12 protein-coding genes are annotated in these 12017 nt (G+C 63.7%); 5 read left to right on the top strand and 7 right to left on the bottom strand.

Going from position 1 to position 12017, the window contains the following annotated elements; translation table 11 throughout:
- Positions 1–670 precede the first annotated feature (670 nt).
- Together HTZ84_RS13045 and HTZ84_RS13040 are read right to left on the bottom strand one after the other, a co-directional pair.
- The gene (locus HTZ84_RS13045; RefSeq protein WP_174681077.1) at positions 671–1447 is read right to left on the bottom strand and encodes an IclR family transcriptional regulator; all 777 of its coding nucleotides are present in this window, start codon (positions 1445–1447) and stop codon (positions 671–673) included.
- Positions 1448–1627: 180 nt separating this feature from the next.
- The gene (locus HTZ84_RS13040) at positions 1628–2317 is read right to left on the bottom strand and encodes a 4-carboxy-4-hydroxy-2-oxoadipate aldolase/oxaloacetate decarboxylase (protein WP_174681076.1); all 690 of its coding nucleotides are present in this window, start codon (positions 2315–2317) and stop codon (positions 1628–1630) included.
- Positions 2318–2464: 147 nt separating this feature from the next.
- Here HTZ84_RS13040 and HTZ84_RS13035 point away from each other — a divergent pair, with 147 nt between their 5' ends.
- Positions 2465–2698: a hypothetical protein gene (locus HTZ84_RS13035; protein WP_174681075.1), complete on the top strand. Its 234-nt coding sequence runs from the start codon at positions 2465–2467 to the stop codon at positions 2696–2698.
- On the opposite strand, the gene HTZ84_RS13030 is transcribed toward HTZ84_RS13035, so the two are convergent.
- Positions 2688–3689 carry a Bug family tripartite tricarboxylate transporter substrate binding protein gene (locus tag HTZ84_RS13030; protein WP_174681074.1) on the bottom strand — a complete coding sequence of 334 codons (1002 nt, stop codon included), beginning with the start codon at positions 3687–3689 and terminating at the stop codon, positions 2688–2690. The two genes, HTZ84_RS13035 and HTZ84_RS13030, sit on opposite strands and share 11 nt — an antisense overlap.
- 182 nt (positions 3690–3871) lie before the next feature.
- Here HTZ84_RS13030 and HTZ84_RS13025 point away from each other — a divergent pair, with 182 nt between their 5' ends.
- On the top strand, positions 3872–4915 hold the full coding sequence (locus HTZ84_RS13025) for an alcohol dehydrogenase catalytic domain-containing protein (RefSeq protein WP_174681073.1): 1044 nt from the start codon (positions 3872–3874) through the stop codon (positions 4913–4915).
- Positions 4916–5251: 336 nt separating this feature from the next.
- Here the strand turns inward: HTZ84_RS13025 and HTZ84_RS13020 are convergent, their stop codons facing one another.
- On the bottom strand, positions 5252–5926 hold the full coding sequence (locus tag HTZ84_RS13020; protein WP_174681072.1) for an MBL fold metallo-hydrolase: 675 nt from the start codon (positions 5924–5926) through the stop codon (positions 5252–5254).
- Positions 5927–6148: 222 nt separating this feature from the next.
- Between HTZ84_RS13020 and HTZ84_RS13015 the strand changes: the two genes are divergently transcribed.
- Entirely contained in the window at positions 6149–6664 is a 516-nt protein-coding gene (locus HTZ84_RS13015; protein ID WP_174681071.1) for a tripartite tricarboxylate transporter TctB family protein, read from the top strand.
- Positions 6664–8145, top strand: a complete 1482-nt coding sequence (locus tag HTZ84_RS13010) for a tripartite tricarboxylate transporter permease (protein ID WP_174681070.1) — start codon at positions 6664–6666, stop codon at positions 8143–8145. Before HTZ84_RS13015 ends, HTZ84_RS13010 begins: the two co-directional genes overlap by 1 nt.
- Before the next feature lie 78 nt (positions 8146–8223).
- Here HTZ84_RS13010 and HTZ84_RS13005 read toward each other — a convergent pair whose 3' ends face one another.
- A complete protein-coding gene (locus HTZ84_RS13005) occupies positions 8224–8826 on the bottom strand; it encodes a GNAT family N-acetyltransferase (protein ID WP_174681069.1) in 603 nt (200 codons plus the stop codon).
- 123 nt (positions 8827–8949) lie between these two features.
- On the opposite strand from HTZ84_RS13005, the gene HTZ84_RS13000 reads away from it, so the two are divergent.
- The gene (locus tag HTZ84_RS13000) at positions 8950–9390 is read left to right on the top strand and encodes a universal stress protein (protein WP_174681068.1); all 441 of its coding nucleotides are present in this window, start codon (positions 8950–8952) and stop codon (positions 9388–9390) included.
- Positions 9391–9459: 69 nt separating this feature from the next.
- Here HTZ84_RS13000 and HTZ84_RS12995 read toward each other — a convergent pair whose 3' ends face one another.
- Positions 9460–10368, bottom strand: a complete 909-nt coding sequence (locus HTZ84_RS12995; protein WP_174681067.1) for an NAD-dependent epimerase/dehydratase family protein — start codon at positions 10366–10368, stop codon at positions 9460–9462.
- A 427-nt stretch (positions 10369–10795) separates the two neighbouring features.
- Positions 10796–11968 carry an MFS transporter gene (locus tag HTZ84_RS12990; protein WP_174681066.1) on the bottom strand — a complete coding sequence of 391 codons (1173 nt, stop codon included), beginning with the start codon at positions 11966–11968 and terminating at the stop codon, positions 10796–10798.
- Positions 11969–12017: the final 49 nt, after the last annotated feature.

Here is a 12017-nt window from a genome sequence, read left to right as displayed (position 1 = left end):
GACACAGTACCGATCGAGCAATACTCCGTATATCTCGAACTCGTCGATAATTGCCTGCCGGATTCGTACCGCCGAGTCGCGAATTCGCCTAACTCGTCGGGGCTGTGATACACCAGTGGGTGCTCGTGGCACACATGAACGATCCGAACGTATCGCCTCCATTGGCTGTGCCAGAGACTGATAGTAACGGATTATCAGCTTCGTTGGGCGTGTCCACTAGGGACTTCGACCAGACACGAACGAGTTTGGGTTCTAGGCGATCCCGTATCTGGGCCAGATCCATCGCTTCCGTATTTCTCTACTTCGACAGTCCGATCAGAGAGCGGGGCCGCTGTTCGTGCCGTCGAGTCCTCGAGCGGGAGCCGTCGCCCGACGAACGAACGATGCCGACTCGCGGAGTCGATCGACAACGCCACCGAATTTCCAATGATATTGGAACACGCTTCTTCACGGCCCGTACTATTACGAAAGTATGCTTGTAAACCCAGACGATAGCGACCGTTCGATTCGGGCAAAGTAACGAAGACGGAATACGGAGTGCCGCTGTAAACAAATTGTCGGACAACGGTGCTCTCGATAGCCGGTAGACGTCGAAGGGTCGAATTCGGTACCGGAGTGTCTACGCTGCGAGCAGGCCGCTTGACAACGGTACCGGATACGGATACGAGCGCTACTCGTACTGGCGTATCTTGAGCTCGATTATATTTTTCTTATTGAGGAGTTCGGGAGCGAGTTCGGCTTCGATCCGATCGGTCTCCATTCGGCTGCGCGGTCCGCTGATGCTGATCGCGCCGATCACGTCGTCCGGTTCCGATGTTATTGAAGTCGCGACCGCACTGACGCCGGGGAAGTGCTCGCCGCGGTTGATGGAGTATCCCCGGTCCCGAATCTCCCGGAGTTCGTCCTCGAGTGCGTCCCGGCTCGTGACCGTGTTATCGGTAACGGCCGGCAGCCCGCGTTTTTCGACGACTGCGTCGAGTTCCTCCGCGGAGAGTTGGGCGAGAATCGCCTTCCCCGTCGCCGTCGAGTGGAGGTGGAGGTGACGACCCAGCGGCGCGTTGTCGTCGATCGATTCCGGGCTCTGGGATTTGTACAACTGCACCGCATAGCCGTTCTCCTCGACCGTCAGGTTCGCGTGCTCCCCGGATTTTTCCCGTAGGTCGTCGACCTCCGGCTTCGCCGCCTGGTAGAGCGCCATTCCGTCGCGCATCTCTCCGCCGGCGGCCAGAAACCGAAAACTGCAGTCGTACACGTTCTCCTCCTTGACGACGTAGCCGCTCTCGACGAGCGTCGACAGGTGGATGTGGGCCGTACTGACCGCCATCTCGAGGTCTTCGGCGAGTTCGGACAGCGTCGCCCCGTCGCGGTCGCGAAGGTATTCAACGATCGTGAAAGACTGGTCGACGCTCTTCAGCCGCCGCGTCTCCGTTTGATCGCCGTCGGTCATGGTAGTACATTGGTACAGGATCTCTTAAGCCCTCCGTGTCGTTTCGACCATATTGAAACTGCTCTCCGTCGGCGGGCGGACCGGTCGTTCAAACGAGTGACGATTAGTAGTAGGTCGGGCCGATCCGTCGACGCCGAGCGAATCGGGGCGACGTCTCGAGAACAGACCGAGGGCCGAACGTTACTGGATCGAGTCTTCCGGACCGACGACGTCCATCTCCTCGAACAGCTTGTCGTAGTTGTTGAGTTCGAAGAGGTACTCGCCCTCCACCAGCTCCTCGCGGACGTCGTCTTCCGACTCGAGTTTGTCGTACGCTCGCTCGAGGATTTCGTCGGCGCTCGCACGCGGGACGACGGCGAGGCCGTCGTCGTCGCCGACGACGATATCGCCGGGCTCGACGGTGACGCCGCCACAGGAGATCGGGACGTTGATCGAACCCGGATCCTGCTTGAGCGGGCCTCGGGGATGCGTGCCGCGGCCGTAGACCGGGAACTCCATCTCGGCGATCTCCCTGCTGTCACGATAGGCGCCGTCGATGACGATCCCGCCGATTCCGTTCACCTGGCAGGACTTGCACATGAGTTCGCCGAAGTGGCCCGTCTCGGTGAACCCCTCGGAGTCGATAACGAGGACGTCGCCCGGTTCCGCCAGCGTGATCGCTTTGTGGATGATCAGATTGTCGCCGGGCGAGGCGTTGACGGTGATCGCGGATCCCGCCATCTCGATATCGTCGTAGGCGGGCCGGAGTCCGGAATCCATCGAGAGACCGATGTTTCCCGTCACGTCGGAGACGATGGTGCTCGGAATCTCCTCAAAGGCCGATACGACGTCGCGGTCCGGTCGCTCTACGTCGTGCTCGATCGCGTGCATGGTCTGATCGACAGCGGAGAGCCACGTTAATCTATCGGTCCCCGGAGAACGACCCGCCGCCGCGGTCACTCGAGCGACGACCGGACGCTGATCGGCGGTGACACGCTCGAGGGGTCGGAGCGGCGCGGTCTACCGCCGGGGTATCTCGTGCCGCCGGCCGAGCGGTTCGACGACGGTGGCCACGCCGTCTCGGAACGGAACCTGGTCAAACTGTTCGACTACGAGATCGACGCGGTACTGGTCCGCCACGGGACGAGCGTCCGCGAAGAGTCCCTCGAGAAACTCGACGACCGGCTGCTCGATCGGGAGTGGACGCTGACGTACCCGAACCCCGCGAAGAGAAAATCGTCGTCGGATTCGATCGATTACGTTACGCGCTGATGTTCAGTTCCTCGACGAGGTTCCCGTAGTACTCGTGTTGCTCGTCCAGGAAGGTGCTGAACTCCTCGGGGCCGCGCTGGACGCGCATGAAGTTGTTGTTCTCCATGAACTCGACGAAGTCGTCGTCGTCGTAGACCGACTCGTAGACGTCGACGATCGCGTCGCGGGTCTCGTCGTCGATGTCCGCCGGCGCGAAGTGACCCAGCCAGGAGCCGATCTCGATGTCCAGTCCCTGCTCCTTCATCGTCTGCGTGTCCGGCAGCGAGTCGACCTGTTCGCTGAACGCGACGCCGAGGGCCTCGAGGTCGCCGTCCCGAACCTGCGGCGCCACTTCGGCGGCGCCGACGGCCGTACAGTCGGCTTCGCCGTTCACGACGGCCGTCATCGCGGGGTCGGCACCGTCGTACGAGACGTGTTCGACGTCGATGCCCGCCTCGTCGGCGATACCGGCCGCGGCCATGTGCCACGAGGAGCCGTTCCCGGAGTTGGCCATCTGGAGTTCCCCCGGATTGTCCTCGCCGTAGGCGATCCAGTCGTCGAGCGAGGAAATGTCCGAATCCTGGTGGACGACGAGCGCGGCCGGGAACTCGGTGTACTGCATGATCGGCGTGATGTCGTCGGGCCCGAGCTCGGCGATATCGAGGTGCTGGAACAACGCGATCTCCGGCGCCGTACAGCCCAGGGTGTGGCCGTCCGGATCGGAGTTCGCGGCGGCGCTCATCCCGACGGATCCGGAACCGCCGGTCTGGTTGCTGACGTTCCAGGAGACGTCGGTGTGATTTTCGGCCGCGTCGGCGACGGCACGGCTCGTCCGGTCCGCACCGCCACCGGCCGACCACGGCGAGACGATCTCGACCTGTCGCGACGGCCAGTCGCCGCCCTGTAGGTCGCCGATACAGCCCGCCGTCATCGCGAGTCCCGTCGCACCGAGGGTCTTCAAGGCGGTCCGTCGATTCAGCACCCCACGCTCGCTATTGGTATTCGCTACCATTCTACTCATAGCAGGTGTTTCCAGGTATTTAAATTCTTCGAACAGTAATATCGTACCACGCATTTCTGAGAGGAATGCGTAGGATAGTAATACGATACTCGCATTACTGGCCGGTTCGAACCGATCGACGGCGCGGGAACGCCATCCACAAGTTTATAGCTGGCCCGGACTGAACTGGGTCTATGCGCGGTTTAGCCAAGACCAGTCGTAGTGCTGGGAGTATGGAACTCGTCGACGTCGAGACGCCTGAACCGGCAGCCGACGAGGCACTGATCGAGGTCGAGTACGCCGGACTCTGCGGGAGCGACGCCGGCATCTACGCGTTCAAGTCGTCGTTCGAGCGGATGGAGCTACCGACGATCATCGGCCACGAGTACACCGGCCGCATCGTCGAAGTCGGCGACGACGTCACGAAGTTCTCGGTCGGCGACCGCGTCGTCGAACGACCGATCCGCAGCTGCGGCGACTGCTATCAGTGCGAGGTCGGACAGGCGAACGTCTGCCCGAACAAGGAGATCACCGGCGTCGATCACGACGGCGCGTACGCGGGATACATCGCCGTTCCCGAAGAGGACCTCCACCCGGTTCCCGACGACGTCGAGCCCCGACACGCCGCGCTCGTCGAACCGACGGCGATCACCACTCGCGCGGTCATCCGAAACTCGCGCGTCAAGCCCGGCGACCGCGTTTTCGTCGCGGGTCCGGGACCGATGGGAATTCTCGCCGCGCAGGTCGCGAACGCGCAGGGCGCCGACGTCGTAGTCGCCGGCGTCGGGCGGGACACCGCCTACCGGCTACCGCTCGCGGCGGAACTCGGCTTCGAGACGATCAACGTCGAAGACGACGATCTCAAGGCCTATCGCGAGGACCTGACCGACGGCGTCGGCTACGACGTCGTCTTCGACACGACCGGGCACCCGTCGGGGCTGACGATGGCCGTCGACGAGGTCCGGAAGGGCGGCCAAATCGTCCTCGTCGGCCAGACCGGCGAGACGACGATGGAGTTCACGCCGCTGGTCCGATCGGAGATCGATCTCCAGTGTACCTACAGCGCGATGTACGAGGACTTCGAACGCGCGCTCCGACTGATCGGCTCGGGCGACGTCGATCACGCCACGTTCCTCGACGATCGCTTCAGCCTCCTCGAGGCCGACGAGGCCTTCGAAACGTTCCTCGAGGGAGAGACCTGCAAACCCGTCTTCGACGTCTCCGTCCTCCGCGCCTGAATCGCAGTCTTGCCGTCGGCCGGAGAGACCGGTAGCTGCCGCTCGCCTCCCGAGGTCGTCGTTTCGGTCGCGGGGAGTTCGGGTTCTCGCCCTCGCGTTCGGAGCAGTATCGACACGGACCCGTCCGGCTGACGGGCGAGCGGGACGGACTCGGGATCGGAGACCGACGGAAACGAACGAACCACTGCCGTCGGATACTCGTGAGCCGCTACCGGACGGTCGGACAGTCGCTTTCTGTGGACGTCACCTCGATCCGCCGATCGCGAAAAGACAGTCCCGAACGGACCGAAGAGGACCGAGGATCCTATCGATCGCCACCCCTGTCGATCGGACGGCTCAGTCGTCGGTGCGCGGGTCCCACTCGTTCCACTCCCGCTCGACGAGGAAGTCGTCGAGTTTCTGCTTGGGGTTCTCGAAGACGTGCGAGCCGTGGAAGACCAGCACCGTATCGAAGTCGTACCCGAGCAGGTCGTAGAGGTTGAGTTCGGCGGCCTCGTGATCGATGTTGAACAGCGCCGGCGGCGGGAGGAGGTACCCCGGCGGCATCCCGCCGCGGTCGGACCCGTCCAGCGCGTCGCCGGAGATCAGGACGCCCCGATCCTCGAGCAGCAGGGCCGACGTCGCTTCGGTGTGACCGGGCACCTGAATGACGCGGATGTCGCCCTCGAGCAGGTCGCCGTCCTCGTAGGCGACGTCGGGGTCGACGTCCATCCCCGCCTCCTCGAAGTGGTCGTAGAGTTTCGTCTCGTCGGCCGGCACGACGAGCGTCGGGTCGAAGGCCTCCATCACGTGCTCGAGACCGCCGTGGTGGCCGTGGTCACCGTGCGTGAGAATGACGCGGTCGATATCTCCGTACTCCGCCTCGAGGGTGTCGACGAGTTCCTCGCCGTTCTCCTCGAACGCGGTGTCGACCAGCGTCGTCCGGCCCTCCGGCACGTCCTCGAGTACCAGCACCCGTACGTGCTCGAACTGAACCTGGTCGATACCGTCGGTTACGCTACTCAGGGTCATTAGCAGGTACTGATGCGGCACACCGCTAATTAAACCTGTCGGTAATCCCACCCGTTTGCGGACTCGAGCGAGCGGCCGGAACGAGACCGAACGCATCGTTCTCGGCCCATCGCGGTGAACCGTCACGGAGCCGGAAGTTCCGAAAGACCGCGCTCGAGACCTCGAGATCAGTAAATTTATGCTGGTCCGTGAGAGGCAGTGTATTACGAGGACGGGAGATTAATGATTATAAAAAAGATGACGCGCAATATCCGTCAGATCGACGCGGAGACGGTGAAGTCGAATCCGCTTTCGATAGCTTTCATACTGTTTTCGCTCGCTGTTATCTACCACGCGAACCAGTTCCCCGACGGGGGTGAGCTCGGTCCCGGGTTCTTCCCGATCATGCTGTCCGCCGGGATCATTCTGTTCGCTATCGTAGACCTGACGACCGACGACGAGACGGAACTCGACCTGAGCGACGTCGAAGTCGCACCGATCGTCGCCATCGGCGGGATTTTGTTCGCATACGTCTTTCTGATGAAGTATACCGGCTTTTTAGTCGGGACGATGCTGTTCCTCCCGATCGTGCTGTACTACTCTGACGTGCGGTCGAAACTCCTGATCGCCGCCCTCTCGATCGGCTTCCCGATTCTGCTGTTCTACGTCTTCAGTCGAATCTTCATGGTCCGGTTGCCGGAAAGCCAAATCCTCCCCGTCTCGCGGCTCCTGCCGCAGCTCCCGCTGGTGGTGTTCTAATGGCGGTCGAACACATCCTGCAGGGGTTCGCGAACGTCATGGATCCGGTCGTGTTGAGCCTGATGATCGCCGGGATCCTCCTCGGCCTGCTCATGGGTTCGATCCCCGGGATGACGGCGACGATGACCATCGCGGTCCTGCTGTCGTTTACCTTCACGATGGAGCCGGCGACCGGGATGATGCTCTTGCTGGGCATCTACGGCGGCGCGGTCTACGCGGGGTCGATTCCGGCGATTCTGATCCGAACCCCGGGAACGCCGTCGGCCGCGGCGACGATCTTCGACGGCTATCCGCTCTCTCAGAAGGGCGAAGCCGGCAGAGCGATCCGCATGAGCACCGTCGCGTCGTTTATCGGCGGCGTCATCAGCGTGCTCGTGCTCATGTTCTTCTCGCCGGTCGTCGCGGACGCGGCGCTCCGGTTTCGATCGCCGGAATTCTTCGCGCTGGCCGTGTTCGGCTTGACGATCATCGCCAGCGTGAGCGGCGATTCCCTCGCGAAGGGGATGATCTCGGGCCTGCTCGGCATGCTCGTCGCGACCGTCGGAATCGACCCGGTCACCGGCTATCAGCGGTTCACGTTCGGAACGCCCGAACTCCTCACGGGCGTGGAGTTCATCGCGGTGATGATCGGGCTGTTCGGCATCGCCGAGGGGCTCCGAACGTACTCCCTCGGCATCAGCGACGAACAGAACAAAGTCGACCAGGAGATCACGGGCGTCCTCCCGTCGTTCGCGGACGTCAAGTCCATCGCACCGATCTCGATCGGGTCGGGGGTTCTCGGTTCGCTGGTCGGTGCGGTCCCCGGCGCCGGCGGCGACATCGCCTCGTTTATCACCTACAACGAAGCGACGAGATGGCTCAAGAGTACGACGCCGTCGTTCGGCGACGGGAACATTCGGGGCGTCGCCGCGGCGGAGTCCGGAAACAACGCCAGCACCGGCGGCGCGCTGATCCCGACGTTCACGCTCGGGATCCCCGGCGATTCCGTCTCGGCGATCCTCATCGGCGCGTTGCTCGTCCACAACGTCAATCCCGGCCCCGCGCTCTACCAGGAGGAGACCGGGCTGCTGTACACGATCTTCGTCGGCTTCCTCCTCATCTACGTCTTCATCTTGCTCTTCGGGCTCCTCGGAGCCAACTACTGGGCGCGGTTGATCAACATCCCGCAATCGCTCATCTGGCCCGTGATCTTCGTCCTCTGCGTGATCGGCGCGATCGCGCTGCGCGGGAACGTCTTCGACGCGTGGATCATGCTCGCCGCCGGCGGCCTCGGCTACGTGATGCGGCTGCGGGGCTACCCGTTGGCGCCGATGGTGCTGGGACTGATTCTCGCGCCGATCGCCGAGGAGAACCTCCGGCGCTCGTTGGTCCTCTCCAACGGCTCGCTGGACATCTTCTACACCAGTCCGATCGCGCTCGCCGTCCTCCTCTTGAGCGTGGTCACGATCCTGATTCCGGCCGCGCGAGCGCTGCGAAACTAGCGACTCCGTTTCCGAGTCGTCCCCGTTTTCCGTTCCTCGTGTTCGACGCCGATCGAGCGTCGTCTCCGCTTCGCCGCCCTACTCGAGTCGCTCGGCCGGCGGTCGCCGGACCCGATCGGCGATCGGATCGTCCAGCGGGAGCCGCATCGTCCGATTCAGCGCCGACTCCTCGATCGTCTCGAAGCCGACGTTCTCGTAGACGGTGACGGCGCGCCGGTTGTCGGTCGAGACGTCCAGAGACAGCGCCTCGTGGTCCCTGTCGTCGGCGTAGGCGATGAGCTGTTTGAGCAGTTCGCCGCCGATCCCCCGGTTCTGGACGTCGGTATCGACGAAGACGACGAACTCCGGATCGGGATCGTCGGCCGGCGTCACGGCGACGTGACCGACGGTTCGGTCGTCGAGCAGCGCGATCAGGTTCCAGCCGTTCGACGTCAGTTCGGCGAGCCACGCTTCGATGCGAGGGCGCGTGAACGGCGGGAGCCCCATCGTCGCCGCCGACTCGTCGAGGCTATCGTACAGCTCGACGAGCGACTCGAAATCGGCCGGTCGATACGGACGAACGAGGAACGGAACGCCCCGATCGTCGGTCGCTCGCGGACACCGCGGCGGACAGTCGACCGTCCCTTCACACGACGAGTGGTCCCAGTGGGAACGGACCGCCGACTCCTCTCGAGTACTCATGTGAGAACGTGCGGGAGACGACGGCGTAAGCGTTCGCGGGAACATCTTCGACCGCGGCCGTCTCGACGGTGCCGAACCCGATCGGGAGCGTACTTTTTTGTACTCGGCCGAACAGTATCCGGTATGCACACGGCGTTAGTCGTCCTTACCGACGAGACGGCAGACGAACGGCTACTGGACGCTGCGAAACGGTACGCGACGGGAACCGACACCGAGCTCCTGGTGTGTCGGTTCATCGACCGGAAGGAGTATCAGAGCGACGCCCGCAACGAGGCGCGGGACGGCAAGCAGGTCAAGACCATCGAGATGATCGAAGACGAGGCCGAAAAAGAGGCGGCGACCGTCGCGGATCGGGTCTTCGCGAACGCCGATGTCTCCTACGCGGCGATCGGCGCGGCGGGAGAGCTCCCGAAGAAGATCATCGAGGTCGCGGACGAACGCGGCTGCGGTCACCTCTTCGTCTCCGGTCGGAAACGCTCGCCGACGGGGAAGGCGCTGTTCGGCGACATCGCCCAGGCGGTGCTCCTCCGGTTCGACGGGCCGGTAACGGTTACGACGAACTGACGGCGACCGTTCGTCCGTCTCGAGACGAGATCGATCCCGAAGACGACATCGGTTCCGACATCGAGTCGATCACTCCGTCGCGTCGGTCGGTGGGCTGTCCCACTCCGAGGCGTCGTCCTGCGGTTCGTAGCCGAGAACGGCCTTCGCGTGCTCGATGCCGAACCATCGAGCCGCGTTTCCGCTGACCGCGTAGAACGTGTCGTAAGTCACCGAGTCGTCCTCGAGACAGCACTCGAGCATGTGCGCGAAGTCCCGCTGGGAGGTCCAGGAGGCCTTCAGGCGGTCGACCATTTCCCGGTACTCCTCGCTGCCCCGTTCCCAGGAGCCCGTCTGTGACTGGTCCCAGACCTCGTCCTCGTCGACTTTGTGTTCCTCCCCGCGGTCGACCCCGCGCTCGGCGTCGCCGTAGGGGTGATCGTACTCCGCCGTTCGCACGCTCGAGATGCGCAGCGAGTACACCTGTTCCGGCGCGCCGTCGCGGCGCGCGTGGACGCGACAGATGTTCTCGCCGAACACCTTCGTCGCGCCGTAGTAGCCGTCGGGCTTCGGGAGCGTCTCGTGGGTGAGGCGGAACGGATCGAACTCGCTCGGGTAGTCCTCCTCGTAGAGTTCCGGCGCGTGGTCTTCCTCGTAGAGCCCCATGACGCGCTGCGAGGACGCGAAGATGAGCGTTTCGACCCCGGCGTCCTCCATCGCCTTCAGGACGTTGTACGTGCCGATAACGTTCGGTTCGACGACCTCCTCGAACTCCGCCCCGGCGTCGGACTGCGCGGCGAGGTGAATCACCGCGTCCTGGCCGTCGAACGCCGGCCGAATCGCCTCGTAGTCGGCGATGTCGGCGACGTGCGTCTCGTAATCGGGGTGGTCGCTGCGGTTCAGGAACGTGAACTCGTACTGTTCCTTATCCAACAGGTGGTTGAGAATCGCTTCGCCGGCTTCGCCGTACGGTCCGGTAACGAGTACGTTTTGCGTCGCCATCGATACCCCTGCCTACGGCCGAACACTATTTAATAGTTGGCGTCACCGGATTCGCCCTCGCCGTCAGGTACAACCCCCGAAACGCCCGTCTATCGCGTTGTGGGGTAGACGACCACCTTCAATAATGTTGAAACTGAGTCGTATACTTCCCCCATGAATTACAACCATATGTGTGTAAAGGTAGTGCCGTTCCCGCGGCAGTAGTTAAGCGTGGTTCAACATTATCGAAACGATGTGTGGAAGCTGTCCATCGCGACGACAGGATCTGGGAGTCCGCACGGATTCGTCCTCGGCGTTCCTCCCGATCCGTTTCGTTCCGTCCCGCCCGCTGTCTCGAGGTCCGAATCGACGAGTTCGACGTCTCCCTCGTCGCAACGTCGCCTCGACGGGAGCGTACTCAAGGGCAACCGCCGTACCTGTCTCGCGCTCAGTACTCGAGACCGAGGGCGCGGTTGGCGAGAAGGAGCGCACAGACGAGCCCGAGCAAGGCCGTCAGGAAGCCGAAGGAAACGCGCCAGCCGAACAGATCCGCGAGGAGTCCGACGACGACGGAGCCGCTGGCTGCGACGGTCATATACGCCGTCCGAAAGAGTCCGAACCCGAAGGATCGTTCGGCGTCCGAAAGTCGATCCATGAACCGCGGGAAGACCGCCGCGCCCCACCCCATCCCGACACCGAGGAGGAGGGCGCCGGCTGCGATCGGGACGAGTCCGGAACCGGCGACGAGCAACAGGAACCCGACGATCCCGGTGATCATACAGATCCCGATCGCGAGGTCGCGGCCGAAGCGATCGGCGACGATCCCCACGCCGACCTGTAAGACGCCCTGCGTAACGAAGTACGCGCCGAAGAGGACCCCCGCCAGCGTCGTCGAGTAGCCGTGATACTGGGCGAAAAACGCCGGCAGGAACGATGCCACCCCCTGCCAGGTGAACTCGGCGACGATGGCGATGACGCCGGTGAAGACGACCGGCGGTCGGGAGAGCAGGTCCAGGATCGGTCCCGGCTCGAGCAGTTCGCTCAGCGACCTGTCGGGGCGTCGCGGCTCGGTCGGACGGAGACTCCGAACGGCGAGCGCGAAGATCGCGAGCGCGACGACGGCGGTGAGCGCGACGGCGGGGCGCCAGCCGTACCGGACGGCGGTCCACGAGACGACGACCGGCGTGACGAGGCCGGCCAGCGGCGCCCCGGAGTTGTGAATCCCGATCGCCGTTCCGATATCGCCGTAGAGGCGAGTGAGCAGCGTCGTCGCGACGCTGTAGTGGAGTCCCGCGAGGCCGCCCAGCAGGATCGCCCCCAGCACGAAGACGACGAACCCGGGTGCGCCGACGATCACGAACGCGGCGAGCCCGGTCCCGCAGACCGACGCCAGAACGACCGGCCGTTCGCCGTACCACTCGGCCAGGATCCCGCTGGGGAACTGCGTGAGCGCGTACGCGAACCACATGCCCGTCAGTGCGAGTCCGATGACCGCGTTCGAGAGGTCGAACTCGGCGGCGACCTCGGGGACGATCGGACTGAGCGCGACCCGACCGAACACCGTCACGAAGAGGGCGAGCGTACAGACGACTAGCACCGTATCGCGATACTGCCACCGCATTCCGGATGAGAGCTTCGAGGAGCAGCTATCTAAACGCTGTGGCGCACTC

It is taken from the genome of Haloterrigena gelatinilytica (genome assembly GCF_013342145.1).
GTDB lineage: Archaea > Halobacteriota > Halobacteria > Halobacteriales > Natrialbaceae > Haloterrigena > Haloterrigena gelatinilytica.
The sequence above is the reverse complement of the archived record's forward strand: the minus strand, read 5'-3'. Positions and strand labels throughout refer to the sequence as shown.